Source organism: Aquipseudomonas alcaligenes NBRC 14159 (assembly GCF_000467105.1).
In the GTDB taxonomy this organism is placed as follows: domain Bacteria; phylum Pseudomonadota; class Gammaproteobacteria; order Pseudomonadales; family Pseudomonadaceae; genus Aquipseudomonas; species Aquipseudomonas alcaligenes.
The window spans coordinates 61,747-88,084 of the sequence record NZ_BATI01000020.1; the positions used below are offsets into that span (position 1 = coordinate 61,747).

General features: G+C 64.5%; 27 protein-coding genes and 1 other RNA gene. 20 read left to right on the forward strand and 8 right to left on the reverse strand.

Annotated elements, in window-relative coordinates; genetic code table 11:
• Positions 1-6 precede the first annotated feature (6 nt).
• The 3 genes from hisG (at position 7) to hisC (ending at position 3,248) form a co-directional block, all read left to right on the forward strand.
• Positions 7-642, forward strand: coding sequence for an ATP phosphoribosyltransferase (gene hisG / locus PA6_RS12645; protein ID WP_021701319.1), 636 nt, complete (start codon positions 7-9; stop codon positions 640-642).
• A gap of 125 nt (positions 643-767) precedes the next feature.
• Positions 768-2,078, forward strand: a complete 1,311-nt coding sequence (gene hisD, locus PA6_RS12650; protein ID WP_021701320.1) for a histidinol dehydrogenase — start codon at positions 768-770, stop codon at positions 2,076-2,078.
• Between the two features lie 114 nt (positions 2,079-2,192).
• A complete protein-coding gene (gene hisC, locus PA6_RS12655; protein WP_021701321.1) occupies positions 2,193-3,248 on the forward strand; it encodes a histidinol-phosphate transaminase in 1,056 nt (351 codons plus the stop codon).
• A 42-nt stretch (positions 3,249-3,290) separates the two neighbouring features.
• Here hisC and algW read toward each other — a convergent pair whose 3' ends face one another.
• Entirely contained in the window at positions 3,291-4,439 is a 1,149-nt protein-coding gene (gene algW, locus PA6_RS12660) for a Do family serine endopeptidase AlgW (protein WP_021701322.1), read from the reverse strand.
• A gap of 114 nt (positions 4,440-4,553) precedes the next feature.
• Between algW and PA6_RS12665 the strand changes: the two genes are divergently transcribed.
• The 3 genes from PA6_RS12665 (at position 4,554) to cysN (ending at position 8,315) form a co-directional block, all read left to right on the forward strand.
• Complete coding sequence (locus tag PA6_RS12665) at positions 4,554-5,312, forward strand: Nif3-like dinuclear metal center hexameric protein (RefSeq protein WP_021701323.1); 759 nt, start codon at positions 4,554-4,556, stop codon at positions 5,310-5,312.
• A 174-nt stretch (positions 5,313-5,486) separates the two neighbouring features.
• Positions 5,487-6,404: a sulfate adenylyltransferase subunit CysD gene (gene cysD, locus PA6_RS12670; protein WP_021701324.1), complete on the forward strand. Its 918-nt coding sequence runs from the start codon at positions 5,487-5,489 to the stop codon at positions 6,402-6,404.
• A gap of 12 nt (positions 6,405-6,416) precedes the next feature.
• Positions 6,417-8,315 (forward strand): sulfate adenylyltransferase subunit CysN, encoded by a 1,899-nt coding sequence (gene cysN / locus PA6_RS12675; protein ID WP_021701325.1) that lies wholly within the window; start codon positions 6,417-6,419, stop codon positions 8,313-8,315.
• Positions 8,316-8,437: 122 nt separating this feature from the next.
• On the opposite strand, the gene PA6_RS12680 is transcribed toward cysN, so the two are convergent.
• Positions 8,438-8,872: a YhcB family protein gene (locus PA6_RS12680; RefSeq protein WP_021701326.1), complete on the reverse strand. Its 435-nt coding sequence runs from the start codon at positions 8,870-8,872 to the stop codon at positions 8,438-8,440.
• 132 nt (positions 8,873-9,004) lie between these two features.
• On the opposite strand from PA6_RS12680, the gene PA6_RS12685 reads away from it, so the two are divergent.
• The 3 genes from PA6_RS12685 (at position 9,005) to zapE (ending at position 12,170) form a co-directional block, all read left to right on the forward strand.
• Positions 9,005-9,637: an alpha/beta hydrolase gene (locus tag PA6_RS12685; RefSeq protein WP_255209926.1), complete on the forward strand. Its 633-nt coding sequence runs from the start codon at positions 9,005-9,007 to the stop codon at positions 9,635-9,637.
• An 18-nt stretch (positions 9,638-9,655) separates the two neighbouring features.
• Complete coding sequence (locus PA6_RS12690; RefSeq protein ID WP_021701328.1) at positions 9,656-11,002, forward strand: tryptophan--tRNA ligase; 1,347 nt, start codon at positions 9,656-9,658, stop codon at positions 11,000-11,002.
• Between the two features lie 76 nt (positions 11,003-11,078).
• Complete coding sequence (gene zapE, locus PA6_RS12695) at positions 11,079-12,170, forward strand: cell division protein ZapE (protein WP_021701329.1); 1,092 nt, start codon at positions 11,079-11,081, stop codon at positions 12,168-12,170.
• Positions 12,171-12,299: 129 nt separating this feature from the next.
• Here zapE and PA6_RS12700 read toward each other — a convergent pair whose 3' ends face one another.
• Complete coding sequence (locus PA6_RS12700) at positions 12,300-13,283, reverse strand: GlxA family transcriptional regulator (RefSeq protein WP_021701330.1); 984 nt, start codon at positions 13,281-13,283, stop codon at positions 12,300-12,302.
• Positions 13,284-13,424: 141 nt separating this feature from the next.
• Here PA6_RS12700 and PA6_RS12705 point away from each other — a divergent pair, with 141 nt between their 5' ends.
• Positions 13,425-14,561, forward strand: a complete 1,137-nt coding sequence (locus PA6_RS12705; RefSeq protein WP_021701331.1) for an acyl-CoA dehydrogenase family protein — start codon at positions 13,425-13,427, stop codon at positions 14,559-14,561.
• A 45-nt stretch (positions 14,562-14,606) separates the two neighbouring features.
• On the opposite strand, the gene PA6_RS12710 is transcribed toward PA6_RS12705, so the two are convergent.
• Entirely contained in the window at positions 14,607-15,644 is a 1,038-nt protein-coding gene (locus tag PA6_RS12710) for an NADP(H)-dependent aldo-keto reductase (RefSeq protein ID WP_021701332.1), read from the reverse strand.
• A 277-nt stretch (positions 15,645-15,921) separates the two neighbouring features.
• On the opposite strand from PA6_RS12710, the gene rplM reads away from it, so the two are divergent.
• The 7 genes from rplM (at position 15,922) to PA6_RS12745 (ending at position 20,732) form a co-directional block, all read left to right on the forward strand.
• Positions 15,922-16,350: a 50S ribosomal protein L13 gene (gene rplM, locus PA6_RS12715; protein WP_021701333.1), complete on the forward strand. Its 429-nt coding sequence runs from the start codon at positions 15,922-15,924 to the stop codon at positions 16,348-16,350.
• Between the two features lie 14 nt (positions 16,351-16,364).
• Positions 16,365-16,757, forward strand: a complete 393-nt coding sequence (gene rpsI, locus PA6_RS12720; RefSeq protein WP_021701334.1) for a 30S ribosomal protein S9 — start codon at positions 16,365-16,367, stop codon at positions 16,755-16,757.
• Between the two features lie 250 nt (positions 16,758-17,007).
• Entirely contained in the window at positions 17,008-17,601 is a 594-nt protein-coding gene (gene petA / locus PA6_RS12725; protein ID WP_021701335.1) for a ubiquinol-cytochrome c reductase iron-sulfur subunit, read from the forward strand.
• Positions 17,601-18,812: a cytochrome b gene (locus PA6_RS12730; protein ID WP_043216650.1), complete on the forward strand. Its 1,212-nt coding sequence runs from the start codon at positions 17,601-17,603 to the stop codon at positions 18,810-18,812. The genes petA and PA6_RS12730 overlap by 1 nt, the downstream gene beginning before the upstream one ends.
• The gene (locus PA6_RS12735) at positions 18,812-19,594 is read left to right on the forward strand and encodes a cytochrome c1 (RefSeq protein ID WP_021701337.1); all 783 of its coding nucleotides are present in this window, start codon (positions 18,812-18,814) and stop codon (positions 19,592-19,594) included. The genes PA6_RS12730 and PA6_RS12735 overlap by 1 nt, the downstream gene beginning before the upstream one ends.
• A gap of 90 nt (positions 19,595-19,684) precedes the next feature.
• Positions 19,685-20,302 (forward strand): glutathione S-transferase N-terminal domain-containing protein, encoded by a 618-nt coding sequence (locus tag PA6_RS12740; protein ID WP_021701338.1) that lies wholly within the window; start codon positions 19,685-19,687, stop codon positions 20,300-20,302.
• A 16-nt stretch (positions 20,303-20,318) separates the two neighbouring features.
• On the forward strand, positions 20,319-20,732 hold the full coding sequence (locus PA6_RS12745) for a ClpXP protease specificity-enhancing factor (protein ID WP_021701339.1): 414 nt from the start codon (positions 20,319-20,321) through the stop codon (positions 20,730-20,732).
• 55 nt (positions 20,733-20,787) lie between these two features.
• Here PA6_RS12745 and PA6_RS12750 read toward each other — a convergent pair whose 3' ends face one another.
• The 4 genes from PA6_RS12750 to PA6_RS12765 all read right to left on the reverse strand — a co-directional run bounded on the left by PA6_RS12750 (position 20,788) and on the right by PA6_RS12765 (position 24,203).
• Entirely contained in the window at positions 20,788-21,321 is a 534-nt protein-coding gene (locus PA6_RS12750) for a BON domain-containing protein (protein ID WP_021701340.1), read from the reverse strand.
• A complete protein-coding gene (locus PA6_RS12755; protein WP_021701341.1) occupies positions 21,318-21,911 on the reverse strand; it encodes a phosphoheptose isomerase in 594 nt (197 codons plus the stop codon). The genes PA6_RS12750 and PA6_RS12755 overlap by 4 nt, the downstream gene beginning before the upstream one ends.
• 128 nt (positions 21,912-22,039) lie before the next feature.
• Entirely contained in the window at positions 22,040-22,396 is a 357-nt protein-coding gene (locus PA6_RS12760) for a YraN family protein (RefSeq protein WP_043216652.1), read from the reverse strand.
• On the reverse strand, positions 22,392-24,203 hold the full coding sequence (locus PA6_RS12765) for a penicillin-binding protein activator (RefSeq protein ID WP_021701343.1): 1,812 nt from the start codon (positions 24,201-24,203) through the stop codon (positions 22,392-22,394). The genes PA6_RS12760 and PA6_RS12765 overlap by 5 nt, the downstream gene beginning before the upstream one ends.
• Positions 24,204-24,293: 90 nt before the next feature.
• On the opposite strand from PA6_RS12765, the gene rsmI reads away from it, so the two are divergent.
• The 3 genes from rsmI to mraZ all read left to right on the forward strand — a co-directional run bounded on the left by rsmI (position 24,294) and on the right by mraZ (position 26,336).
• A complete protein-coding gene (rsmI, locus tag PA6_RS12770) occupies positions 24,294-25,193 on the forward strand; it encodes a 16S rRNA (cytidine(1402)-2'-O)-methyltransferase (RefSeq protein WP_021701344.1) in 900 nt (299 codons plus the stop codon).
• Positions 25,194-25,233: 40 nt separating this feature from the next.
• Positions 25,234-25,583: RNase P RNA component class A (gene rnpB, locus PA6_RS22510), an RNA gene on the forward strand.
• 297 nt (positions 25,584-25,880) lie between these two features.
• Positions 25,881-26,336 carry a division/cell wall cluster transcriptional repressor MraZ gene (gene mraZ, locus PA6_RS12775; RefSeq protein ID WP_021701345.1) on the forward strand — a complete coding sequence of 152 codons (456 nt, stop codon included), beginning with the start codon at positions 25,881-25,883 and terminating at the stop codon, positions 26,334-26,336.
• The last annotated feature ends 2 nt before the right edge of the window (positions 26,337-26,338 follow it).

Genomic DNA, 26,338 nt, shown 5'->3' on the forward strand with positions numbered 1-26,338 from the left:
CATTTCATGCTGACCATTGCGCTGTCCAAGGGCCGCATTCTCGACGACACCCTGCCGCTGCTCGCCGCAGCCGGCATCGAGCCGACCGAGAATCCGGAAAAGAGCCGCAAGCTGATCATCCCCACCACCCAGGATGACGTGCAGCTGCTGATCGTGCGCGCCACCGACGTGCCGACCTATGTCGAGCACGGCGCCGCCGACCTCGGCGTGGCCGGCAAGGACGTGCTGATGGAGTACGGCGGCCAGGGCCTGTACGAGCCGCTGGACCTGCAGATCGCCAACTGCAAGCTGATGACCGCCGGCAAGGTCGGCGCGCCGGAGCCCAAAGGGCGCCTGCGCGTGGCTACCAAGTTCGTCAACGTAGCCAAGCGCTACTACGCCGAGCAGGGGCGGCAGGTCGACATCATCAAGCTGTACGGCTCCATGGAGCTGGCGCCGCTGGTCGGCCTGGCCGACAAGATCATCGACGTGGTCGACACCGGCAACACCCTGCGTGCCAACGGTCTGGAGCCGCAGGAGCTGATCGCCTACATCAGCTCGCGGCTGATCGTCAACAAGGCGTCGATGAAGATGCAGCATGGCCGCATCCAGGCGCTGATCGAGACCCTGCGGGGCGCCGTCGAGGCGCGACACCGCAGCTGATACCACCTCGGTGCGGTGTTACGCCGCATCTGCCTATCCGTGTCATAGCCAGAATTCTCAGGTGCCCGCGCGGAGCGGCTGGTACTCTACGGGCGCCTGAGCAATAGCCAAACATGAGGCCCGCTATGACCGCTCCTACCGCCATCCGCCGACTCAATGCCGCTGACCAGGACTTCGCGCGTCATCTGGATCATCTGCTGAGCTGGGAAAGCGTGTCGGACGACGCGGTCAACCAGCGTGTGCTGGACATCATCCAGGCCGTGCGCGAGCGTGGCGATGCCGCCGTGGTCGAATTCACCCAGCGTTTCGATGGCGTCGAGGCACAGTCCATGGCCGAGCTGATCCTGCCGCGCGAGCGTCTGGAACTGGCCCTGACCCGCATCAGCGCCGAGCAGCGCGCTGCCCTGGAAAAGGCCGCCGAGCGCGTGCGCCTGTACCACGAGCGCCAGCGTCAGGACTCCTGGACCTACACCGAGGCCGACGGCACCGTGCTGGGCCAGAAGGTCACCCCGCTGGACCGCGCCGGCCTCTATGTGCCGGGCGGCAAGGCGTCCTACCCCTCGTCGGTACTGATGAATGCCATCCCGGCCAAGGTCGCCGGCGTGCCGGAAGTGGTGATGGTGGTGCCGACCCCGCGCGGCGAGATCAACGAGATCGTCCTCGCCGCCGCCTGCGTGGCCGGGGTCGACCGCGTATTCACCATCGGCGGCGCCCAGGCCGTGGCCGCGCTGGCCTACGGTACCGAGAGCGTGCCGCCGGTGGACAAGATCGTCGGCCCGGGCAACATCTATGTCGCCACCGCCAAGCGCCACGTATTCGGCAAGGTCGGCATCGACATGATCGCCGGTCCTTCGGAAATCCTTGTGGTCTGCGATGGCCAGACCGACCCGGACTGGATCGCCATGGACCTGTTCTCCCAGGCCGAGCACGACGAGGACGCGCAGTCCATCCTGGTCAGCCCGGACGCCGCCTTCCTCGACCGCGTGGCCGAGAGCATCGCCCGTCTGCTGCCGACCCTGGAGCGTGAGACCATCGCGCGTACCTCGCTGGAGGGCCGTGGTGCGCTGATCCAGGTCGCCGACATGGCTCAGGCCATCGAAGTGGCCAACCGCATCGCGCCGGAGCACCTGGAGCTGTCGGTGGAAAAACCCGAGCAGTACCTGCCGCAGATTCGCCACGCCGGCGCCATCTTTATGGGCCGCTACACCGCGGAAGCGCTGGGCGACTACTGCGCCGGCCCCAACCACGTGCTGCCAACCTCCGGCACCGCGCGCTTCTCCTCGCCGCTGGGCGTGTACGACTTCCAGAAGCGCTCGTCGATCATCCACTGCTCGGCCGAAGGTGCCTCCGAGCTGGGCAAGGTCGCCTCCGTGCTGGCCCGTGGCGAGTCGCTGACCGCCCACGCGCGCAGCGCCGAGTACCGCATCAAGCCTTGATGGCTGTTTTGTAGGGTGGACAACGCTTTGCTTGTCCACCGTCTTGTTCGGTGGAAAACGCTTTGCAGTTTTCCACCCTACGCAAACCGAACGAATTCGAGGAGAGAAGGGCAGATGAGCAAGTTCTGGAGCCCCTTCGTCAAGGACCTGGTGCCCTACGTGCCGGGTGAGCAGCCGAAACTGGCCAAGCTGGTCAAGCTCAACACCAACGAGAACCCCTATGGCCCGTCGCCCAAGGCGATCGCTGCCATGCATGCCGAACTGGGCGACAGCCTGCGCCTGTACCCGGACCCCAACAGCGATCGCCTCAAGCAGGCCGTGGCCGATTATTACGGCGTGAGCACCGTCGAGGTGTTCGTCGGCAACGGTTCCGACGAGGTGCTGGCGCACGCCTTCCACGGCCTGTTCCAGCATGGCAAGCCGCTGCTGTTCCCCGACGTGACCTACAGCTTCTACCCGGTCTACTGCGGCCTGTACGGCATCCAGCATGAAGCGCTGGCGCTGGACGAGCAGTTCCAGATCCGTCCCGAAGACTATGCGCGGCCGAACGGCGGCATCATCTTCCCCAACCCCAACGCGCCGACCGGCTGCCTGCTACCGCTCGACGCCATCGAGCGCATCCTGCAGGGCAGCCCGGACAGCGTGGTGCTGGTCGACGAGGCCTATATCGACTTCGGCGGCGAGACGGCGATCAAGCTGGTGCACAAGTACCCGAACCTGCTGGTGACCCAGACCCTGTCCAAGTCGCGTTCGCTGGCGGGCCTGCGGGTCGGCATCGCGGTCGGCCACCCGGACCTGATCGAGGCGTTGGAGCGGATCAAGAACAGCTTCAACTCCTATCCGCTGGATCGCATGGCCATTGTCGGCGCGGCGGCGGCCTTCGAGGACGTGGATTACTTCCGCGCTACCTGCCAGCAAGTGATCGACAGCCGCGAGGCGGTGGTCGCCGGCCTGCAGGCCCATGGTTTCGAGGTGCTGCCTTCGGCGGCCAACTTCGTCTTCGCCCGCCACCCGCAGCGCGACGCCGCCACACTGGCCGCCGGCCTGCGCGAGCAGGGCGTGATCGTGCGCCACTTCAAACAGGCGCGTATCGCCCAGTTCCTGCGCATCACCATCGGCGCGCCGGAGCAGAACCAGGCACTGCTGGACGCCCTGGGTTCGTTGCTCTGAGTCGGGCCGGAAACAAAAAAGGCGCCCCGCGGGGCGCCTTTTTCATTGCTCCTGTACTTCCGCCGGGGGCCTGAGGCCGATCTCGGTGGTCAGCTCCAGCAGCTCGCCGGCGCGCAGCACCTCGACTACCACCTGTTCGCCAGGCTGGGTGCGCGCTACCTGGTTCATCGAGCGCCGGCCATCGACGGCGGGCTCGCCGTCGATCCGCAGAATCAGATCGCCTGGCTGCAGGCCGGCCTTCTGCGCCGGGCCACCGCGGTAGATGCCGGCGACCAGGATGCCGGCACGTCCCTGCAGGCCGAAGGATTCGGCCAGTTCGGGGGTCAGCGGCTGTACTTCGATGCCCAGCCAGCCGCGGATCACCTGGCCGTGCTCGATGATCGCCTTCATGACCTCGCGCGCCAGCTTGACCGGGATGGCGAATCCGATGCCCTGGGAGCCGCCGGACTTGGAGAAGATCGCGGTGTTGATGCCGATCAGGTTGCCGTGGGCATCGACCAGGGCGCCGCCGGAGTTGCCCGGGTTGATCGCCGCGTCGGTCTGGATGAAGTCCTCGTAGGTATTGAGGCCCAGCTGGTTACGCCCGGTGGCGCTGATGATGCCCATGGTCACGGTCTGGCCGACGCCGAAGGGGTTGCCGATGGCCAGGGTGACGTCGCCGATCTGGATCTGGTCGGAGCGGCCCAGGGTCATGGCCGGCAGGTTTTTCAGGTCGATCTTGAGTACCGCCAGGTCGGTTTCCGGGTCGCTGCCGATCAGGCGGGCCAGGGTTTCGCGGCCGTCCTTGAGCGCCACCACGATCTGGTCGGCGCCGGCCACCACATGGTTATTGGTCAGCAGGTAGCCTTCCGGGCTCATGATCACCGCCGACCCCAGGCTCGACTCCATGCGCCTTTGCTTGGGCAGGTTGTCGCCGAAGAAGCGGCGGAATACCGGGTCTTCCAGCAGCGGATGGCTGGACTTGCTGACCATCTTGGTGGTGTACAGGTTGGCCACTGCCGGTGCCGCGCGGCCGACGGCCTCGGCGTAGGACACCGGCCCCTCCTGGGCGATGCCGTACTGCGGCGCCTGCTGCAGGTTGACCTCGTTGGCCGGCAGGCCGACCCATTGCGGGTAGCGCTGGATCAGCAGCAGTGCCAGCAGCAGGCCGGCCAGCAGCGGCCAGCCAAGGAAGCGCAGGGCCTTGAGCATCGATGAGAAATCCTGAGGGTTGCGAGGGCCCGAGGCGGCCCTTAAGGTGGCAGCATTATAGAGGTGCGGCCGGCAGGAAGGGCAGCACCGGCAACAGTTTGACGAGGAATTCCCATGGCCATCGCCCTGAGCACCCTGGTGCAGGAAGCCGACCGCTTTCTCAATGCCGCCCGCATCGCCGACTACTGCCCCAATGGCCTGCAGGTCGAGGGGCGGCCGCAGGTCCGCCGCATCGTCAGTGGCGTGACCGCCAGCCAGGCGTTGCTGGACGCCGCGGTGGAGGCCGAGGCCGACGTGGTGCTGGTGCACCACGGCTACTTCTGGAAGGGCGAGGATGCGCGCGTCACCGGGATGAAGCGGCGCCGCCTGCAGACCCTGCTGGGTCACGACATCAGCCTGCTGGCCTACCACCTGCCGCTGGACCTGCACCCGGAGGTCGGCAACAACGTGCAGCTGGCGCGGCAACTGGAGATTACCGTGGAAGGCCCGCTCGATCCGGAAAACCCCAAGGTGGTCGGCCTGCTCGGCTCGCTGGCCGAGCCCATGACTGCCCGCGATTTCGCCCGTCGGGTGCAGGAGGTATTGGGGCGCGAGCCGCTGCTGGTGGAGGGGACGGGCATGGTACGGCGCATCGGCTGGTGCACCGGGGGCGGCCAGGGTTATATCGACGATGCCATCGCCGCCGGGGTCGATCTGTTCCTCACCGGCGAGGCCTCCGAGCAGACTTTCCACAGCGCCCGCGAGAACGGCCTCAGCTTCATCGCCGCCGGCCATCACGCCACCGAGCGCTACGGCGTGCAGGCCCTGGGTGACTACCTGGCACGGCGCTTCGCCATCGAGCATCTGTTCATCGACTGCCCGAACCCCGTCTGAGGGCTCTTGCGGGGCTCCGCTGGGGCGGTCCCTCAGGCCCGGAAGGCGCTGATTTTTGGGCATAAATCTAGATCGTTTCGATCTAAAAGGCCTCCTCAATAGAATAGGGTGCTGTGCTAGAGTGCGCCCTCGTCCACGGCCCGCCGGCCGTCCATTCCTGATTCGTGAATAGCCATGCTCGACAAACTGACGCACCTGAAACAGCTCGAGGCGGAAAGTATCCACATCATTCGTGAAGTGGCCGCCGAGTTCGACAACCCGGTGATGCTGTATTCCATCGGCAAGGATTCCGCCGTGATGCTGCATCTGGCGCGCAAGGCGTTCTTCCCCGGCAAGCTGCCGTTCCCGGTGCTGCACGTGGATACCCGCTGGAAATTCCAGGAGATGTATCGCTTCCGCGAGAAGATGGTCAGCGAATACGGCCTCGACCTGCTCACCCACATCAACCCGGACGGCGTGGCGCAGGACATGAACCCCTTCACCTACGGCAGTGCCAAGCACACCGATGTGATGAAGACCGAGGGCCTCAAGCAGGCGCTGGACAAGTACGGCTTCGACGCCGCCTTCGGTGGCGCGCGCCGCGACGAAGAGAAATCCCGCGCCAAGGAGCGCGTGTATTCCTTCCGCGACAGCAAGCACCGCTGGGACCCGAAGAACCAGCGTCCCGAGCTGTGGAACGTGTACAACGGCAAGGTCAAGAAGGGCGAGTCGATCCGCGTCTTCCCCCTGTCCAACTGGACCGAGCTGGACATCTGGCAATACATCTACCTGGAACAGATCCCGATCGTGCCGCTGTACTTCGCCGCCGAGCGCGAAGTGATCGAGAAGAACGGCACGCTGATCATGATCGACGACGATCGCATCCTCGAGCACCTGTCGGATGAGGAAAAGGCCCGTATCACCAAGAAGATGGTGCGTTTCCGTACCCTCGGCTGCTACCCGCTGACCGGCGCGGTGGAGTCCACGGCGACCACGCTGACCGACATCATCCAGGAAATGCTCCTGACCAAGACCAGCGAGCGCCAGGGCCGGGTCATCGACCACGACCAGGCCGGCTCGATGGAAGAAAAGAAACGTCAGGGCTACTTCTAAGGATTCCGCATCATGAGCCATCAATCCGATCTGATCAGCCAGGACATCGTTGCCTACCTGGCTCAGCACGAACGCAAAGAGCTGCTGCGCTTCCTCACCTGCGGCAACGTCGACGACGGCAAGAGCACCCTGATCGGGCGCCTGCTGCACGACACCAAGATGATCTACGAAGACCATCTGGAAGCCATCACCAAGGACTCCAAGAAGGTCGGCACCACCGGTGACGAAGTCGACCTGGCGCTGCTGGTCGACGGCCTGCAGGCCGAGCGCGAGCAGGGCATCACCATCGACGTGGCGTACCGCTATTTCAGCACCGCCAAGCGCAAGTTCATCATTGCCGATACCCCCGGCCATGAGCAGTACACCCGCAACATGGCGACCGGTGCCTCCACCTGCGACTTGGCGATCATCCTGATCGACGCGCGTTATGGTGTGCAGACCCAGACCAAGCGCCACAGCTTCATCGCCTCGCTGCTGGGCATCAAGCATATCGTCGTGGCCATCAACAAGATGGACCTCAAGGGCTTCGATCAGGGCGTGTTCGAGCAGATCAAGGCCGACTACCTGAAGTTCGCCGAAGGCATCGCGCTCAAGCCGACTTCGCTGCACTTCGTGCCGATGTCCGCGCTCAAGGGCGACAACGTGGTGAACAAGAGCGAGCAGTCGCCCTGGTACACCGGTCAGTCGCTGATGGAAATCCTCGAGACCGTGGAAGTCGCCGGCGACCGCAACTTCGACGACCTGCGCTTCCCGGTGCAGTACGTCAATCGCCCGAACCTGAACTTCCGTGGCTTCGCCGGCACCCTGGCCAGCGGCATCGTGCGCAAGGGCGACGAAGTCGTCGCCCTGCCGTCGGGCAAGGGCAGCAAGGTCAAGTCCATCGTCACCTTCGAGGGTGAGCTGGAGCAGGCTGGTCCGGGCCAGGCCGTCACTCTGACTCTGGAAGACGAGATCGACGTGTCGCGCGGCGACATGCTGGTGCATGCCGACAACCGTCCGCTGGTCACCGACAGCTTCGACGCCATGCTGGTGTGGATGGCCGAAGAGCCGATGCTGCCTGGCAAGAAATACGACATCAAGCGTGCCACCAGCTACGTGCCGGGCTCGATCCCGAGCATCGTCCACCGCGTCGACGTCAACACCCTGGAACAGGGGCCGGCCAGCAGCCTGCAGTTGAACGAGATCGGCCGGGTCAAGGTGGCGCTGGATGCACCCATTGCCCTCGATGGCTACGAGCACAACCGCACCACCGGTGCCTTCATCGTCATCGACCGCCTGACCAACGGCACCGTCGGTGCCGGCATGATCATCGCCGATCCGGTTGGTGCTCAGGGCGGCGGCCACCACGGCAAGCTGGCCCACGTCTCCACCGAGGAGCGTGCGACCCGCTTCGGCCAGCAGCCGGCCACCGTGCTGTTCTCGGGCCTCTCCGGTGCCGGCAAGAGCACCCTGGCCTATGCCGTGGAGCGCAAGCTGTTCGACATGGGGCGTGCCGTGTACGTGCTGGATGGCCAGAACCTGCGCCATGACCTGAACAAGGGCCTGCCGCAGGATCGTGCCGGGCGTACCGAAAACTGGCGGCGTGCCGCTCACGTGGCGCGTCAGTTCAACGAAGCCGGCCTGCTGACTCTGGCCGCCTTTGTGGCGCCGGATGCCGAAGGCCGCGAGCAGGCCAAGGCGCTGATCGGCAATGATCGCTTGATCACCGTCTACGTCCAGGCCTCGCCGGCCGTGTGCCGCGAGCGCGATCCGCAAGGTTTGTATGCCGCCGGTGGCGACAACATCCCGGGCGAGTCCTTCCCCTACGACATCCCGCTGGATGCCGATCTGGTGATCGACACCCAGGCCGTGTCGGTGGAAGAGGGCGTCAAGCAGGTGCTCGATCTGCTGCGCAGCCGCGGCGCCATCTAAGCCTGCCGGATCGAAAAAGCCCCGCATTGCGGGGCTTTTTTGTGCGCGGCCGAAGGCTGGCGCGTCCGCTGTCGATGCCCATAAAAAAGCCCCGCCAGTGCGGGGCTTTTTGGGGCTGCCGGTCAGCGCTTGAGGCCGAAGCTCTCGTCCAGGGTGCCGGGCGCATCCGGCTCCTTGGGGGCGTAGTCCTTCGGCGCCTCGTTGGTCTTCGGCGGGGTCAGGCGCTCGCGCGGGGCCTTGCTCTCATCGGTGTTGAGCGCAGCCAGCAGGCGCTGGCGGGTCAGTTCGTCGGCAGCCAGGCGGTTGGCGCCCTGGGACAGGTGTTCCTGCACTTCCTGGTAGCTCTGGGTGAGCTTCTTCACCAGGCTGGCGGTGGTGTTGAAGTGGGTCACCACCTCGTTCTGGTAGCTGTCGAAGCGCTGCTGCAGGTCGTCCAGCTGGCGCTGGGTGCGGCCAGGGGCAGCGTTGGGCAGCAGGCGCGCGGCCAGGAAGCCGATGGCGATGCCGGCGAGCAGGGCCAAGGCGGGCAGCAGCCAGGGGGTGAGCGATTGTTCCACGAGTCCTTCCTCTGAAAGCGGCTTTGTTTTACGGTAGCGGCTCTCGCCGGCGCTGTATACCGCGGCAAAGCCCTGTTGTGCGATGTGCCTAACCAAGACGTGTCGACCCCGCCCGGGGTCACGGAGTTCCCGCTGTTGATCCGCGAAACCCCTCTTGCCATCGACGGCCCCTGCGGCCCGCTCGAGGCCCTGCTGTGTGAAGTGCCGGACGCCCGCGGCGTCGCCCTGATCTGCCATCCCAACCCGGTGCAGGGTGGCACCATGCTCAACAAGGTGGTCTCCACCCTGCAGCGTGCGGTGCGCGATATGGGTTATCACACCCTGCGCTTCAACTACCGCGGTGTCGGTGCCAGTGCCGGCAGCCATGACATGGGCAGCGGCGAAGTCGACGATGCCGAGGCCGTGGCGCACTGGCTGCGCGCGCAATATCCCGAGCTGCCGTTGACCCTGCTCGGTTTCTCCTTCGGGGGCTTCGTCGCCGGTGCGCTGGCCGGGCGCCTGGAAGACCAGGGCGTGGCCATTCCCAGGCTGTTCATGGTGGCGCCGGCCGTACATCGCCTGCAGGCGCCCGAGCATCTGCCGCAGGGTGGCGAGCTGGTGGTGATCCAGCCCGAGCAGGATGAAGTCATCGCGCCCGAGGACGTCTATGCCTGGTCCGCCAGGCTGGCGCGTGCCCATGAGCTGCTGAAAGTGGCAGAATGCGGCCACTTTTTTCACGGCAAGTTGCCCGAGCTGAAAGACCTGGTGCAGCCCCGTATCCAATAAGTTGAAGCGAATACCCAGATGACCACCCGTATCCTCACCGGTATCACCACCACCGGCACCCCGCACCTGGGCAACTACGCCGGCGCCATTCGCCCGGCCATCGTTGCCAGCCGCGCCGCCGATGCCGATTCCTTCTATTTCCTCGCCGACTACCACGCGCTGATCAAGTGCGACGACCCGGCGCGCATCCAGCGTTCGCGCCTGGAGATCGCCGCCACCTGGCTGGCGCTGGGGCTGGATACCGACAAGGCGACCTTCTATCGCCAGTCCGACATTCCCGAGATCCCCGAGCTGTGCTGGCTGCTCACCTGTGTCGCCGGCAAGGGCCTGCTCAACCGCGCCCATGCCTACAAGGCCTCGGTGGACAAGAACGTCGAGGCCGGCGAAGACCCGGATGCCGGCGTGACCATGGGCCTGTTCAGCTACCCGGTGCTGATGGCGGCGGACATCCTGATGTTCAACGCGCACAAGGTACCGGTCGGCCGCGACCAGATTCAGCACGTGGAAATGGCACGCGACATCGGCCAGCGCTTCAACCACCTGTTCGGCCAGGGCCGCGAGCTGTTCACCCTGCCTGAGGCGGTGATCGAGGAGGAGGTAGCGACCCTGCCCGGCCTCGACGGGCGCAAGATGAGCAAGAGCTACGACAACACCATCCCGCTGTTCGGTACGGCCAAGCAGCTGAAGGACGCCATCGCCCGCATCGTCACTGACTCCAAGCTGCCGGGCGAGCCCAAGGATGCCGACGGCTCGCACCTGTTCACCCTGTACCAGGCCTTCGCCAGCCAGGCGCAGCAGGCCGAGTTCCGCGCCGAGCTGGAAGGCGGCCTGGCCTGGGGCGAGGCGAAGAACCGCCTGTACCAGCTGCTGGAAAACGAACTGGGCGAGGCGCGCGAGCGCTACAACGCGCTGATCGCCCGTCCTGCCGACCTGGAGGACATCCTCCTCGCCGGCGCGGCCAAGGCGCGCAGGATCGCCACGCCGTTCCTCGGCGAGCTGCGCGAGGCGGTCGGCCTGCGCTCCTTCCGTGAGCAGGTGCAGGTGGCAGGTGGCGAGAAGAAGAAGGCGACCAAGAGCGCGCGCTTCGTCAGCTTCCGCGACGATGACGGCAGCTTCCGCTTCCGCCTGCTGGATGCCGCCGGCGAGCAGCTGCTGCTGTCGAAGTCCTTCGCCGATGGCAAGGCCGCCGGCCTGGCCAGCAAGGCCCTGCAGTCCGGCGCCGAGCTGGATGTGCGCAGCGAGGGGCTGAGCTTCTCGGTGTGGCTGGGCGACGAGCAGATCGGCGACAGCCCGGCCTTCGTCGACGACGGCGCGCTGCAACAGGCCATCGCCCGCCTGCACCAGGCGCTCGCCCCGCAGGAATGATGCGCACGGCATGATTGCCAAGCACGGGGTGCGTCGCTAAAGTGACCGCCCCGTTTTTGTTACCGAAGTTCCCAGCATGACTCCTCTTGAGCGTTATCAGGCCGATCTGAAGCGGCCGGACTTCTTCCACGATGCCGCACAGGAAAACGCCGTGCGTCACCTGCAGCGTCTGTACGACGAGCTGGTGGCCGATTCCAAGGCGTCCGGCCTGCTCGGCAAGCTGTTCGGCAAGAAGCGCCAGGGGCCGATCAAGGGCATCTACTTCTGGGGTGGCGTCGGCCGCGGCAAGACCTACCTGGTCGACACCTTCTTCGATGCGCTGCCGTTCGAGCAGAAGATGCGCACCCACTTCCACCGCTTCATGAAGCGCGTGCACGAGGAAATGCGCACCCTCAAGGGCGAGAAGAACCCGCTGACCATCATCGGCAAGCGTTTCGCCGACGAGGCGCGGGTGATCTGCTTCGACGAGTTCTTCGTCAGCGACATCACCGACGCGATGATCCTCGCCACCCTGCTGGAGGAGCTGTTCAAGAACGGCGTGAGCCTGGTGGCCACCTCCAACATCGTGCCGGACGGCCTGTACCGCGACGGCCTGCAGCGCGCGCGCTTCCTGCCGGCCATCGCCCTGCTCAAGGAGCACACCGAGATCGTCAACGTCGACAGCGGCGTGGACTATCGCCTGCGTGCCCTGGAGCAGGCCGAGCTGTTCCACTTCCCGCTGGATGCCGAGGCCGAAACCAGCCTGGAGAAGAGCTTCCGCAGCCTGCTGCCGGAGCACTGCGTGGTGGAAGAGAACAAGACGCTGATGATCGAGAACCGCCCGATCGTCGCGCGCAAGGAGGGCGACGATATCGCCTGGTTCGACTTCCGCGAGCTGTGCGATGGCCCGCGCAGCCAGAACGACTACATCGAGCTGGGCAAGATCTACCATGCGGTGATCCTGTCCAATGTCGAGCAGATGAGCGTGGCCAAGGACGATATGGCGCGGCGCTTCATCAACCTGGTGGACGAGTTCTACGACCGCAACGTCAAGCTGATCATCTCCGCCGAGGTGGAGCTGAAGGACCTGTACAGCGGCGGCCGCCTGAACTTCGAGTTCCAGCGCACCCTCAGCCGCCTGCTGGAGATGCAGTCGCACGAGTTCCTGTCGCGCCCGCACAAGCCGTAACGCGAGCCCCGGGGTGGGCAGAAAAACGCCGCGCTTCCTTCTGAGATGCGCGGCGTTTTGGTTTGTAGGGCGGGTGAAGCCCGCAGGGCCACTCGCGGGTTTCACCCGCCCTGTGGCGCTCGCCTTCTTTCAGGTGCCGTCCTTGTGCTGGAACTGGCGGCGGTACTGGTTCGGCGACAGTTCGGCGTGCTGGCGGAACAGGCGGGCGAAGAAGCTGGCGTCGTCGTAGCCGACCTCGTAGCTGATGGTCTTGATGCTCTTGCGGGTAGAGGAGAGCAGGCCCTTGGCCGTTTCGATGCGCAGGCGCTGCAGGTAGTGCAGCGGCTTGTCGCCGGTCGCCGCCTGGAAGCGCCGCATGAAGTTGCGGATGCTCATGCCGTGCTGGCGCGCCACGTCCTCGATGCGGAATTTCTCGGCGAAGTGTTCCTCCAGCCACTGCTGCACCTGCAGGATGGCCACGTCCTGGTGCAGCTTCTGCCCGCCGAAGCCGATACGCCCCGGGCTGTAGCTGCGCTGGGTCTCATAGAGGATGTCGCGCGCCACGCCCTGGGCGATGCCGGCGCCGCAGTAACGTTCGATCAGGTAGATGTAGAGGTCGCAGGCCGAGGTGACGCCGCCGGCGCAGTACAGGTTGTCGGCGTCCGACAGGTGCTTGTCCTGGTTCAGCAGCACGCGCGGGAAACGCTCGGTGAATTCGCGGAAGAAGCGCCAGTAGGTGGTCGCTTCCTTGCCATCAAGCAGGCCGGCCTGGGCCATCCAGAACACGCCGGTGGCCTCGCCGCAGATGGCGCTGCCGGCGGCATGCCGTTCGCGCAGCCAGGGCAGCACCTCGGGGCAGCGCTGGCAGAGGGCGTCGAAGTCGCCCCAGAAGGCCGGCAGGATGATCACCTCGGCCTCGCCCAGATGGCCATCCACCGGGATCACCGCCTCGCTGAAGCTGGTCACCGCCTGCCCGTCCGGGCTGACCACGCGGATCTGGAAGGCGGATGTGGGGCCCAGGCCCTGCTGCTTGCTGTGGCGCAGCCCGGCCATGTGGAAGAAATCGCGCGCCTGCATCAGGGTGGCGGCGAACACGCCATCGGTAGCGAGTATGGCGATGCGTATGGGCGACATGGCTATTGTTCTTATTGGTGATTAAACGGTCATCAGGTGGCTGGATCGTCTTATTTTTTGTCGCATGTGTCCAGTGCCGCCCGCGCGAGCGCTGGCCTAGAGTGGGCCTCACCCAACGACCACTCAGATACAGGTGTAACAATGATTCCAAGAACCCTGTTCAGCTCCGAGCACGAGCTGTTCCGCGAGTCCGTGCGCAAGTTCTTCGAGCAGGAGGCCGTGCCCTTCCATGCGCAATGGGAGAAGGATGGTCATATTGACCGCGCGCTGTGGAACAAGGCGGGCGAGGCCGGCATGCTCTGCTCGCATATCCCGGAGGAGTACGGCGGCATGGCCGCGGACTTCCTCTACAGCGCCGTGGTGATCGAGGAGCAGGCGCGCCTGGGGCTGACCGGTGTCGGCTTCTCCCTGCACTCGGATATCGTCGCGCCGTACATCCTGCATTACGGCAACGAAGAGCAGAAACAGTACTACCTGCCCAAGCTGGTCAGTGGCGAGCTGGTCACCGCCATCGCCATGACCGAGCCTGGCACCGGCTCCGACCTGCAGGGGGTGAAGACCACCGCCGTGCTGGATGGCGACGAGTATGTGATCAACGGTTCGAAGACCTTCATCACCAACGGCTGGCTGGCCGACCTGGTGATCGTCGTGGCCAAAACCGATGCCAAGGCGGGTGCCAAGGGCATCAGCCTGTTCCTGGTGGATGCCAAGACGCCCGGCTTCTCCAAGGGCAAGCGCCTGGAGAAGGTCGGTATGAAGGCGCAGGACACCTCCGAGCTGTTCTTCCAGGATGTGCGAATTCCCAAGGCCAACCTGCTGGGCAAGGAGGGCATGGGCTTCGTCTACCTGATGCAGGAACTGCCGCAGGAGCGCCTGACCGTCGGCGTCGGCGCCATTGCTTCGGCCGAGGCGGCGCTGAAGTGGACGCTGGACTACACCCGCGAGCGCAAGGCCTTCGGCCGCGCGGTGGCGGATTTCCAGAACACCCGCTTCAAGCTGGCCGAAATGGCCACCGAGATCCAGGTCGGTCGCGTGTTCGTCGACCGCTGCCTGGAGCTGCACCTGAACAAGAAGCTCGATGTGCCGACCGCGGCCATGCTCAAGTACTGGGGCACCGACCTGCAGTGCAAGGTGATCGACGAGTGCGTGCAGCTGCACGGCGGCTACGGCTACATGTGGGAATACCCGATCGCCCGCGCCTGGGCTGATTCGCGGGTGCAGCGCATCTACGCCGGCACCAACGAGATCATGAAGGAAATCATCAGCCGCGCCCTGTAAGGACGGCGGATGCGAAAAGCCCGGCTCTGGCCGGGCTTTTTCGTTTCAGGGGGCCGGGTTGGGCTGTTCGCGGTGAATCGCCTCGATGGCGTCCAGCAGTTCGTCGCTCAGCTCCAGGCTGAGGCTGCCGAGGTTGCTCTCCAGCTGCTCCAGGCTGGTGGCGCCGATGATATTGCTGGTGACGAAGGGTTGGCGGGTGACGAAGGCCAGGGCCATCTGTGCCGGGTCCAGGCCATGCTCCCTGGCCAGCGTTACGTAGCGGCTGCAGGCGGCAATGGCCTGCGGGTTGGTGTAGCGGGCGAAGCGGCTGAACAGGGTGATGCGCGCATTGGCTGGGCGCGCGCCGTTCTCGTATTTGCCCGAGAGCATGCCGAAGGCCAGCGGCGAGTAAGCCAGCAGGCCACACTGTTCGCGCATGGCGACTTCGGCCAGGCCAACCTCGAAGCTGCGGTTGAGCAGGTTGTAGGGGTTCTGGATCGACACCGCGCGCGGCAGGCCCAGCTGGTCGGCCAGTTGCAGGTACTTCATGGTGCCCCAGGCCGTCTCGTTGGACAGGCCGATGTGGCGGATCTTGCCGGCCTTGACCTGTTCGCCCAGCACTTCCAGGGTTTCCTGCAGCGGGGTGAAGTCCTGTTCCTGGTGGCGATAGCCGAGCTGGCCGAAGAAGTTGGTGCTGCGCTCCGGCCAGTGCAGTTGGTAGAGGTCGATCCAGTCGGTCTGCAGGCGCTTGAGGCTGTCGTCCAGCGCCGCGACTATGTGCTGGCGGTTGTGCTTGAGCTGGCCGCCGCGGATGTAGTCGATGCCGTTGCCGGGGCCGGCCACCTTGCTCGCCAGCACCCAGTCGGCACGGCCGCCGCGAGCCTTGAAGTAGTTGCCGATGATGCGTTCGGTGGCGCCGTAGGTGTCGCGGCGCGGCGGTACCGGGTACATCTCGGCGGTATCGAGGAAGTTGATGCCGCAGGCCTTGGCGCGGTCGATCTGGGCGAAACCCTCGGCCTCGCTGTTCTGTTCGCCCCAGGTCATGCTGCCCAGGCACAGGGCGCTGACCTGCAGATCGCTGCGGCCCAGTTGGCGATATTCCATGTGCTGCTCCTCGGTTCAACGGCAAAGGCCAAGCATAAAGCAGGTTGCTATTTCTGCAGCAATCGGCATAATTCCGCGGCTTTCTCGGCGGGGATGCCTAGCCCGTGCGAGAAGGAAGGTGGGGATGCCTAGCCCACCGAAACCCCCGCCGTGGCGGACGCGCTGACCCGAGCCCCCGATAGCGTCTGTTTCCGGCTGCCTTTGACCTTGTCAAAGCAAGCACTATTCAGTAAGATCCGCCGTCTTATTTTCAGGGCGGCCCCTGAGGCTATAGCGAATGAAGACTTTTACTGCAAAACCGGAAACTGTTAAGCGCGACTGGTACGTCGTCGACGCTGCAGGTCAGACCCTGGGTCGTCTGGCCACCGAAATCGCCAGCCGTCTGCGCGGCAAGCACAAGCCGGAATACACCCCGCACGTTGATACCGGCGACTACATCGTCGTGATCAACGCCGAGCAGGTGCGTGTCACCGGTGCCAAGACCAGCGACAAGATGTACTACTCGCACTCCGGCTTCCCGGGCGGCATCAAGGAAATCAGCTTCGAGAAGCTGATCGCCAAGGCTCCCGAGCGCGTGATCGAGACCGCGGTCAAGGGCATGCTGCCGAAGAACCCGCTGGGTCGCGACATGTATCGCAAGCTGAAGGTGTACAAGGGTGCCAACCACCCGCACACCGCTCAGCAGCCCCAAGAACTGAAGATTTAACGGAATAGTTCATTATGTCGGCGACTCAAAACTACGGCACTGGCCGTCGCAAGACCGCAACCGCGCGCGTATTCCTGCGCCCGGGTACTGGCAAGATCTCCATCAACAACCGCAGCCTGGATAACTTCTTCGGCCGCGAGACCGCTCGCATGGTCGTGCGTCAGCCGCTGGAGCTGACCGAGACCACCGAAAAGTTCGACATCTACGTCACCGTTCTCGGTGGTGGTGTCAGCGGTCAAGCCGGTGCCATCCGTCACGGCATCACCCGCGCCCTGATCGAGTACGACGAAAGCCTGCGCAGCCCGCTGCGTAAAGCCGGCTACGTCACTCGTGACGCCCGTGAAGTCGAGCGTAAGAAAGTGGGTCTGCGTAAAGCGCGTAAGCGTCCGCAGTACTCCAAGCGTTAATTCGCTGCTACGTTCAAAAGCGCCCAGTTCCGTTTGGAACTGGGCGTTTTTTATTGTCCCGGTTTTTCTCTGCGACAACCTGTCGCATTGGCGGAGAGCCCGATCTGCAAGGCCTGCGACCATTTTGTATCCGGTAATTACCTTGTCAGAAAAGGGGCTTTTCTTTACCATTCGGCAAATTTTGTGCGGCCCGATTTATTACTTAGTAGAGGCCTGACAACAGGCCACAAAGCTGATGGGAGACGACTGAATGAGCAATGACGGCGTGAATGCAGGCCGGCGTCGCTTCCTGGTGGCGGCCACTTCGGTGGTTGGTGCTGCCGGAGCGGTGGGTGCTGCGACTCCGTTCGTGGGGTCATGGTTCCCCAGTGCCAAGGCCAAAGCGGCCGGCGCACCGGTGAAAGTGAATATCGCCAAGGTCGAACCTGGCCAGCAGATGGTCGCCGAGTGGCGCGGTCAGCCGGTGTTCATCGTGCGTCGTACCGAGGAGATCCTGGCCAATCTGACCAAGATCGAAGGTAGCGTTGCCGATCCGGAATCTGCCGCCTCCGTGCAGCCGGCCTACGTCGACAAGAAGACCCGTGCGATCAAGCCGGAGCTTCTGGTGCTGGTCGGCCTGTGCACCCACCTGGGCTGCTCGCCGTCCTTCCGTCCGGAAGTGGCACCGGCCGACCTCGGCCCGGACTGGGTCGGTGGTTACTTCTGCCCTTGCCACGGCTCGCGCTACGACATGGCCGGTCGTGTCTACAAGGCCCAGCCCGCGCCGCTGAACCTGCCGGTTCCGCCGCATTCCTACGAAACCGATGACGTCATCGTCATTGGCGTGGACCAGGAGAAAGCATGATGGAAAAACTCATGGCCTGGATCGATGCGCGCTTCCCCGCGACCAAGATGTGGGAAGACCATCTGAGCAAGTACTACGCACCGAAGAACTTCAACTTCTTCTACTTCTTCGGCTCGCTGGCCCTGCTGGTGCTGGTCAACCAGATCCTCACCGGTATCTGGCTGACCATGAGCTTCACCCCGTCCGCCGAGGAAGCCTTCGCTTCCGTCGAGTACATCATGCGCGACGTGGAGTACGGCTGGATCATCCGCTACCTGCACTCCACCGGTGCCTCCGCGTTCTTCGTGGTGGTCTACCTGCACATGTTCCGCGGTCTGCTCTACGGCTCCTACCAGAAGCCGCGCGAGCTGGTGTGGATCTTCGGCATGCTGATCTACCTGTGCCTGATGGCAGAAGCCTTCATGGGCTACCTGCTGCCGTGGGGCCAGATGTCCTACTGGGGCGCCCAGGTGATCATCTCGCTGTTCGGTGCCATCCCGGTGATCGGCGATGACCTGACCCAGTGGATCCGTGGTGACTACCTGATTTCCGGTATCACCCTGAACCGCTTCTTCGCCTTGCACGTGATCGCCCTGCCGATCGTCCTGCTCGGCCTGGTCGTGCTGCACATCCTGGCGCTGCACGAAGTGGGTTCGAACAACCCGGACGGCGTGGACATCAAGAAGAACAAGGACGCCAACGGCGTACCGGTTGACGGCATTGCCTTCCACCCGTACTACACCGTGAAGGACATCGTCGGTGTCGTGGTCTTCCTGTTCGTCTTCTGTGCCGTGGTGTTCTTCTTCCCGGAGATGGGCGGCTACTTCCTCGAGAAGCCCAACTTCGAACAGGCGAACCCGTTCAAGACGCCGGCGCACATTGCTCCTGTCTGGTACTTCACCCCCTTCTACGCCATCCTGCGCGCCGTGCCGGACAAGCTGCTGGGTGTGATCGCCATGGGTGCCGCCATCGCCATCCTGTTCGTCCTGCCGTGGCTCGACCGTAGCCCGGTCAAGTCCATGCGCTACAAGGGCTGGATGAGCAAGATCTGGCTGGTGATCTTCTGCGTGTCCTTCGTGATCCTCGGCGTGCTGGGTGTACTGGCTCCGACTCCGGGTCGTACCCTGCTGTCGCAGATTTGCACCGCGCTGTATTTCGCCTACTTCATCCTGATGCCGTTCTACACCCGGATGGAGAAGACTAAACCGGTTCCGGAAAGGGTGACTGGCTGATGAAGAAGCTATTTGCTGCATTTGTACTCGCCGCTCTGCCGGTCTTTTCCTGGGCATCAGCTGCGCTTGAGTATCCGCTGGACAAGGTTGATATCGACCTGACCGACAAAGCCGCCATGCAGGACGGTGCGCGTACCTTCGCGAACTACTGCATGGGTTGCCACAGTGCCAAGTTCCAGCGCTATGAGCGCGTGGCCAAGGACCTGGGCATTCCGGAAGAGCTGATGCTGGAAAATCTGGTGTTCACCGGTGCCAAGATCGGTGAGCACATGAAGATCGGCATGCAGCCCGAAGACGCCAAGGTCTGGTTCGGTGCTGCTCCTCCCGACCTGACCCTGGTCGCCCGTGTACGTGGTACCGACTGGCTGTACACCTACCTGCGGACTTTCTACGAAGATCCGGCGCGTCCGCTGGGCGCCAACAACAAGGTGTTCCCGAACGTCGGCATGCCCAACGTGCTGGTCGAGCTGCAGGGCCGCCAGGTCATTGGTTGCAAGCAGGTCCAGGTGGTCGAGCATGGCAAGAAGCAGTACGACCCGCTGACCGGTGCGCCGATCACCCATGAGGCCTGCGATCAGCTGACCGTGGTGCCGAATACCGGCAAGCTGAGCGAAGCCGAGTTCGACGAGAAGATTCACAACCTGGTGACCTTCCTCGCCTACTCGGCCAACCCGGTCAAGCTGGAAAGCCAGCGCATCGGTACCTATGTGCTGCTGTACCTGGCCTTCTTCTTCGTGTTCGCCTACCTGCTGAAGCGCGAATACTGGAAGGACGTGCACTGATCCATCGCGTTACCGCTGTCGACGCACGCGCCCCTCAAGGGCGCGTGCGTCTTTCTGTTTCTGCCATATCGAAAAACCAGGAGGGACGCCATGGCCGCGACCAATAAGCTGGCCTGTTATTCCGACCCTGCCGACCACTATTCTCATCGTGTGCGCCTGGTGCTGGCCGAGAAGGGTGTCAGTGCCGAGATCATCGATGTCCAGGCTGGGCGTTGCCCGCCGAAGCTGGCCGAGGCCAATCCCTACGGCGGCGTGCCGACCCTAGTCGATCGCGACCTGGCGTTGTACGAGTCGACCGTGGTGATGGAGTATCTCGACGAGCGCTATCCGCACCCGCCATTGTTGCCGGTGTATCCGGTCGACCGCGCCAAGAGTCGCCTGCTGATGCACCGTATCCAGCGTGACTGGGTCAAGCTGGTCGATCAGATCCTCGATTCGCGCACCAAGGAGGCCGACAGAGTCGTGGCGCGCAAGGAGCTGCGCGAAAGCCTGACCGGCGTATCGGCGCTGTTCGCCGACAAGCCGTTCTTCCTCAGCGATGAAATGAGCTTGGTGGACTGCTGCCTGTTGCCGATCCTGTGGCGCCTGCCGCGCCTGGGTATCGAGCTGCCGCGCCCGGCCAAACCGTTGCTGGACTACATGGAGCGGATGTTTGCCCGCGAGGCCTTCCAGGCCAGCCTGTCCACCGTCGAGCGCGACATGCGCTGAGCCGAGGAGAGTCGAGATGAATTCCAGTCGTCCTTATCTGGTGCGTGCCCTCTACGAGTGGATTGTCGACAACGACTGCACGCCGCACCTGCTGGTCAATGCCGAGTTCCCGGGCGTGCGGGTGCCGCCAGGCTATGCCAACGACGGCCAGATCGTGCTCAACGTGTCGCCCAGTGCCGTGCGCAATCTGCACATGGATAACGAGGCGGTGAGCTTCGAAGGGCGTTTCGGCGGTACTGCCCATTCGCTGTATATCCCCTCCGGCGCCATGCTGGCGATCTATGCGCGGGAGAACGGCCAGGGCATGGTGTTCGAGCTGGAGCCGCCGGTGGATGACGACGAGGAGGGGCCGGAGCCGGATGGTGACGGTCCGTCCGGAGACGAGCCGCGGCGGCCCAGCGGGCGACCCAGTCTCAAGGTGGTCAAGTAGAAAACAAAAAAGGCGCTCCGCGGAGCGCCTTTTTCATGTCTTTCGCGCGCCCGGTTCAGTTGGTGTACTGGTACAGGGTGACGATCTTCTGCACGCCCGAGGCACCGGATGCGACGTTGGTGGCGGCGGCACCTTCGGCGCGGGTGACCAGGCCCATCAGGTAGACGATGCCGTTCTCGGTCACCACCTTGACCTTGGCGCTCGGTACCTTGCTGTCGGCCAGCATCAGGGTCTTGATCTTGCTGGTGATCAGCGCGTCGTTGCTGCGTGCCAGGGCGCTGGTCGGTTGCAGCACCTGCAGCTCGTTATGCAGTTTCTTCACGCCCTGCACGCCATTGGCCACCTGCGCGGCCTTTTCCTTGAGGTCGGCGCGCGGAGTCTGGCCGGCCAGCAGGATCACGCCGTTGTAGGCGGTGACTACGATGTGCGAGGTGGGCCCGGTGAGGTCCGGGTGGCTGCGGGAAATCGCATTGGCCACGTTGGGTTCGAGGAACTGGTCGTCGATCTTGTTGCCGATGCTGCGGTTGCTGCAGCCGCCCAGGACCAGGCCGAGGGCAAGGGTAACGAGGATCAGCGGATTGCGGGTCATTCTTCACTCCCGAACAGTTGACGGTCGATCAGGTCGCACAGGCAATGGATGGCCAGCAGGTGCACTTCCTGGATGCGTGCGGTGACCTTGGAGGGCACGCGGATTTCCACGTCTTCCGGCAGCAGCAGCGAGGCCATGCCGCCGCCGTCGCGGCCGGTCAGGGCGACTACCAGCATCTCGCGGTCATGGGCGGCCTGGATGGCCTGGATGACGTTGGCCGAGTTGCCGCTGGTGGAGATCGCCAGTAGCACGTCGCCGGGCTGGCCGAGGGCGCGGATCTGCTTGGAGAACACCTCGTTGTAGCTGTAGTCGTTGGCGATCGAGGTGATGGTCGAGCTGTCGGTGGTCAGGGCGATGGCCGGCAGGCTGGGGCGCTCGCGCTCGAAGCGGTTGAGCAGCTCGGAGGAGAAGTGCTGGGCGTCGCCGGCCGAGCCGCCGTTGCCGCAGGAGAGGATCTTGCCCTCGTTGAGCAGCGAATTGACCATCACCTGGCTGGCGTGCTCGATGAAGGGGACCAGGACTTCCATGGCCTGTTGCTTGGTATCGATGCTGGCCTGGAACATCTGGCGAATGCGGTTCTGCATATCCATGGGAGGAAGACCTTAGGTGTGCTGGCTGATGAGACAGCTGGAAGAGTCGGAAGTCGCCGGGGCGTGATTAAAAGAGTTGTACCTGAGGGAGGCGCCGCGGGCGACTAGAAATCCTTGATCGGGCCTATTCACGTTTCGAAAGCGTTGCGTAGCCAGTTGAGCCCGGTATTGCCAGGGCCTATCGCCACCACGTCGAAGCGGCAGGGCTGCCTGCCCCAGCGGCTCTCGCGTTGCAGGAACAGTTCTGCGGCGAGAATCAGGCGCTGGCGCTTGCGCGCGTCGACGCTCTCCAGCGCGCCGCCCCAGGCGGCATGCTTGCGGTAGCGGACTTCGACGAATACTACTGTATCGCCGTCGAGCATGACCAGATCGAGCTCGCCGCCGCGGCAGCTCCAGTTCTGCGCTAGCAGGCGCAGGCCGTGCTTCTGCAGGTGGTCGCGGGCCAGTGCCTCGGCCGCGCGACCACTGTCCTGGCTGCTGTTAATTGACAGCGTCCGGCAGGCGCTGGACCTGGCCGCCGCGGAACTCGGCCCAGGGCAGCTGGCGCTCGATGCGCTGGGCCTGGTTCAGGCTGAGGTTGCCGGAAAGACCTTCGACGCGGCTCTCCGGCAGGGCCTTGAGCTGGCTCAGGCGCGGGGCCAGGCGGAAAGCGTCGACGCCCATGGCGTAGAGGCGGCCGAGGCTGCCGGCGGCCTGCGGCCACTGCTGGTCGACCTGCTGGCGCAGCGGATCGTTGGCGTCCAGCAGCCAGGGGGTTTCGCAGAAGCGGATGCCTTCCAGGTCCTGGTACTGCGTCGGGTTCTGTCCGCCGGTGTAGAGGTGCGAGGTGGCATACACGGGCAGGTCGCCGGCGTACTGGAAGGCCAGGGTCGGTTTGATCTGCTGAGCCTGCTGTGGAGTGGCGGCGAGGAAAATGAAGTCGATGTCCTGGCGACGCGCGGGCAGGGCGGCCAGCGGGGTGCCCAAGGTGCTCTGCAGGCGCTTGGCGCGAGCTTCGCTCTGGCGCAGCTGGAGCAGATCGGCGATCTGCTGGGCCAGCTCCACCGGCTGGTCGACGTGCTCGGCGGCAATCAGGTTGCCGCCGGCGGCCTGCCAGCTCTGCTGGAAGGCGGCCAGCACGCGGTTGCCCCACTCGCCCTGCGGCACCAGAGCCACGGCGCTGCGCATGCCATCGGCCCAGGCGCGGCGGGCCACTTCACGTGCTTCATCTTCGGCGGCCAGACCGAACTGGAACAGCTGGGCCGGTGCTTCGCGGCCGGCATCGCTGTAGTTCAGGGCCAGGGTGGTCAGCGGCAGCTGCGGGCGCTCGCTGAGCTGCTTGACCAGCGGCTTCTCCAGCGGGCCGACGACCAGTTGCACGCCATCGGCCTGAGCCTGGCGGTAGAAGTCATCCAGCGAGGACAGGCGCGAGCTGTCGTATAGCAGCACTTCCGGCGGGTTCTGTCCGGCCTGCTGGGCCTGGTAGTGGGCGGCCAGGAAGCCATCGCGCAGGGCGCGGGCCACCGAGGCCAGCTGGCCTTCCTGCGGCAGCAGCAGGGCGATCTTCTGCAGCGGCTGGCCGGCCAGCTCCTTCAGCTTGCCCAGCGATTGCGGCAGCTGTTCGGCGGCGGGGTGGCCGGCGTGCTGATTCTTCCAGGTGTCAATGGCGGCCAGCTGCTGGTCCGGGGTGCCGGCGTTCTTGGTGGCCAGGGCCAGGCTCAGCCAGCCGTCCAGATCACTGTCGCCGGAACTGATCAGCTGGCTCTGCGGCAGGCTGGAGACCAGCGCCCAGATGGCTTCGTGGTTGGCCTTGGCGGCTTCGCCGGACAGCAGCGGGGCGATGAACACGCGTTCGCGAGCGGCGGCCAGGGTCTGGCCGTCGTCTTCGAGAGCGCGAGCCTGGACCAGCTGGGTGCGGATCTGCTGTTCCACTGGCAGTTCGGCCAGGCGCTCCAGGCTCGGGTGCTGCAGGGCTTTGAGGGCGCTCTTGGGCTTGTTGCGGGCCATCGCCAGCTCGGCGTCGAGGGTGGCGGCGAACACCTGTTGGGCGGGCTTCAGGCCGTCCAGCGACACTTCATCGAGGATGCGTGTGGCGCGGCCGATATCCTGCTGGCGCCAGGCCTGATCGGCGGCTGACAGGCGCAGCAGTGCTGCTTGCTCGGGCGCGCTCTGGCTGGCCTGCTGCAGCAGCTGGTCGATGCTCGCCTGCGGTGTACGCGGCAGCTCGCCCAGGCTGGACGAGGGCGAGCCGGCGCAGGCGGCGAGCAGGCCGGCGAGGCAGAGGGCGGAAAGTGGGCGCAGGCAGGCGATCATCTAATACGTTCCTGGTACTGATCAGAAAGAAAGCGGATTGTACCCAAGCCCTGCGGCAGGCGCGATGTCGAGACCCTGAAACGGGCTACAATGCGCGCTTTGCGCAATCGAGGTGTGTCCGTGAGTGCTTCCGTCGTTCCTGCTGCCGCCGGCACCCTATATGTGGTGGCCACGCCCATCGGCAATCTCGATGACATCAGCGCGCGGGCGCTGCGTATTCTCGGGCAGGTGGCGCTGATCGCCGCCGAGGACACCCGCCACTCCGTGCGCCTGCTGCAGCATTTCGGCATCGCCACGCCGCTGGCGGCCTGTCATGAACACAACGAGCGCGACCAGGGCGGGCGTTTCCTTGCGCGCCTGCAGGCGGGCGAGGATGTGGCGCTGATCTCCGATGCCGGCACGCCGCTGATCTCCGATCCGGGCTTTCACCTGGTGCGTGCGGCTCGCGCCGCCGGTATCCGCGTGGTGCCGGTGCCGGGCGCCTGCGCCCTGATCGCCGCGCTGTCGGCGGCGGGGTTGCCGTCCGATCGTTTCAGTTTCGAGGGTTTTCTGCCGGCCAAGGTGGTGGGGCGCCGGTCGCGTCTGGAGCAGGTGCGCGAAGATGGGCGCACGCTGATCTATTACGAGGCGCCGCATCGCCTGCTGGAATCGCTGGCCGATATGCGCGATGTCTTCGGCGCGGACCGCCAGGCGGTGCTGGGGCGTGAGCTGACCAAGACCTTCGAGACGCTCAAGGTGCTGCCGCTCGGTGAGCTGCATGACTGGGTGGCGGCCGACAGCAATCAGCAGCGCGGTGAGTGCGTGATCCTGATCGCCGGCTGGCAGGCTCCGGAAGGCGAGGAAGCGGTGAGTAGTGGAGCGCTGCGCGTGCTCGACCTGTTGCTCGCCGAGTTGCCGCTCAAGCGCGCGGCAGCGCTGGCGGCGGAGATCACCGGGGTGCGCAAGAACCTGCTGTATCAGGCTGCCCTCGATCGGCAGAAGGATGCTTGAGCTTGTCCTCAAGCGCCTGGCTCGTTACCCTTGGCGGTGGAGAGTCGATCGGACAGTCGCTGCCTTCTTTATTGAAGGGGGAGGAAAGTCCGGGCTCCATAGGGCGGAGTGCCAGGTAACGCCTGGGAGGCGCGAGCCTACGGAAAGTGCCACAGAAAATAACCGCCTAAGCGTTTCGGCGCCGGTAAGGGTGAAAAGGTGCGGTAAGAGCGCACCGCACGGCTGGTAACAGTCCGTGGCTAGGCAAACCCCACTCGGAGCAAGACCAAATAGGGTTCCATCGGCGTGGCCCGCGCTGGAACCGGGTAGGTTGCTAGAGGCGTACAGCGATGTGCGTCGTAGAGGAATGACTGTCCTCGACAGAACCCGGCTTACAGATCGACTCTCCACCTTTCCCTTCTATCTGCTCCGCCTCTCAATACCGAAAAAATCTTACTCTTGAGAAACTACTTTAAGTTCGAAGTTTAGCTTCCTGAACTCGCTGAAATTCGACCTCTAAATACCCTCGTTTTCCCTCTCTAAAAGCCCCTCTTAGTTCGCTAAATCACCGTCCCGTAAGGATTTTTCCGAGTTTGCGCGCCTTGACGCTAGGGCTGGTGCATTCCTATAGTGTGCCGAAGTGGCACAAAGTGGAAAAAAGTGGGTCAAAAGGGCATGGAAAGCTAATAACAGTGGGGAAGCGCAGCCTTGTTTCGTGGAGCTAACGCCATCAGTCTCGACGCCAAAGGGCGACTCGCGATGCCAAGTCGGTATCGCGACGAGCTCGTTGTGCGTTGTGGCGGCCAGCTCATCGTCACCATCGATGCCGTAGACCCCTGCCTGTGCGTTTACCCCCTGCCGGAGTGGGAGCTGATCGAAGCCAAGCTCCGCGACCTGCCCTCCCTGCGCGAAGAGACCCGCCGCCTGCAGCGCCTGCTGATCGGTAACGCCGTGGACATCGAGCTGGACGGCAGTGGCCGTTTCCTCGTGCCGCCGCGTCTGCGCACTCATGCCGGCCTGGACAAGCACGCGATGCTGGTCGGCCAACTGAACAAATTCCAACTGTGGAACGAAGATGCCTGGAACGCGCTTGCCGACGCCGACCTGGCTGCCATCAAACAGCCCGGTGCCCTGCCGGACGACTTGCGTGACCTGATCCTGTGACC

What these genes read in the sequence shown, in the direction of transcription:
- PA6_RS12710 (WP_021701332.1), bottom strand. Translation starts at nt 15,644, where the DNA reads ATGGAATATCGCCAACTGGGCCGCAGCGATCTGCAGGTCAGCGCCCTG.
- rplM (WP_021701333.1), top strand. Translation starts at nt 15,922, where the DNA reads ATGAAGACTTTTACTGCAAAACCGGAAACTGTTAAGCGCGACTGGTAC.
- algW (WP_021701322.1), bottom strand. Translation starts at nt 4,439, where the DNA reads ATGCTCAAGGCCCTGCGCTTCCTTGGCTGGCCGCTGCTGGCCGGCCTG.
- hisC (WP_021701321.1), top strand. Translation starts at nt 2,193, where the DNA reads ATGAGCAAGTTCTGGAGCCCCTTCGTCAAGGACCTGGTGCCCTACGTG.
- PA6_RS12740 (WP_021701338.1), top strand. Translation starts at nt 19,685, where the DNA reads ATGGCCGCGACCAATAAGCTGGCCTGTTATTCCGACCCTGCCGACCAC.
- cysD (WP_021701324.1), top strand. Translation starts at nt 5,487, where the DNA reads ATGCTCGACAAACTGACGCACCTGAAACAGCTCGAGGCGGAAAGTATC.
- PA6_RS12765 (WP_021701343.1), bottom strand. Translation starts at nt 24,203, where the DNA reads ATGATCGCCTGCCTGCGCCCACTTTCCGCCCTCTGCCTCGCCGGCCTG.
- PA6_RS12755 (WP_021701341.1), bottom strand. Translation starts at nt 21,911, where the DNA reads ATGGATATGCAGAACCGCATTCGCCAGATGTTCCAGGCCAGCATCGAT.
- PA6_RS12730 (WP_043216650.1), top strand. Translation starts at nt 17,601, where the DNA reads ATGGAAAAACTCATGGCCTGGATCGATGCGCGCTTCCCCGCGACCAAG.
- PA6_RS12700 (WP_021701330.1), bottom strand. Translation starts at nt 13,283, where the DNA reads ATGTCGCCCATACGCATCGCCATACTCGCTACCGATGGCGTGTTCGCC.
- PA6_RS12690 (WP_021701328.1), top strand. Translation starts at nt 9,656, where the DNA reads ATGACCACCCGTATCCTCACCGGTATCACCACCACCGGCACCCCGCAC.
- rsmI (WP_021701344.1), top strand. Translation starts at nt 24,294, where the DNA reads ATGCGCGCTTTGCGCAATCGAGGTGTGTCCGTGAGTGCTTCCGTCGTT.
- PA6_RS12705 (WP_021701331.1), top strand. Translation starts at nt 13,425, where the DNA reads ATGATTCCAAGAACCCTGTTCAGCTCCGAGCACGAGCTGTTCCGCGAG.
- petA (WP_021701335.1), top strand. Translation starts at nt 17,008, where the DNA reads ATGAGCAATGACGGCGTGAATGCAGGCCGGCGTCGCTTCCTGGTGGCG.
- PA6_RS12745 (WP_021701339.1), top strand. Translation starts at nt 20,319, where the DNA reads ATGAATTCCAGTCGTCCTTATCTGGTGCGTGCCCTCTACGAGTGGATT.
- hisD (WP_021701320.1), top strand. Translation starts at nt 768, where the DNA reads ATGACCGCTCCTACCGCCATCCGCCGACTCAATGCCGCTGACCAGGAC.
- PA6_RS12735 (WP_021701337.1), top strand. Translation starts at nt 18,812, where the DNA reads ATGAAGAAGCTATTTGCTGCATTTGTACTCGCCGCTCTGCCGGTCTTT.
- PA6_RS12750 (WP_021701340.1), bottom strand. Translation starts at nt 21,321, where the DNA reads ATGACCCGCAATCCGCTGATCCTCGTTACCCTTGCCCTCGGCCTGGTC.
- rpsI (WP_021701334.1), top strand. Translation starts at nt 16,365, where the DNA reads ATGTCGGCGACTCAAAACTACGGCACTGGCCGTCGCAAGACCGCAACC.
- PA6_RS12665 (WP_021701323.1), top strand. Translation starts at nt 4,554, where the DNA reads ATGGCCATCGCCCTGAGCACCCTGGTGCAGGAAGCCGACCGCTTTCTC.
- zapE (WP_021701329.1), top strand. Translation starts at nt 11,079, where the DNA reads ATGACTCCTCTTGAGCGTTATCAGGCCGATCTGAAGCGGCCGGACTTC.
- hisG (WP_021701319.1), top strand. Translation starts at nt 7, where the DNA reads ATGCTGACCATTGCGCTGTCCAAGGGCCGCATTCTCGACGACACCCTG.
- cysN (WP_021701325.1), top strand. Translation starts at nt 6,417, where the DNA reads ATGAGCCATCAATCCGATCTGATCAGCCAGGACATCGTTGCCTACCTG.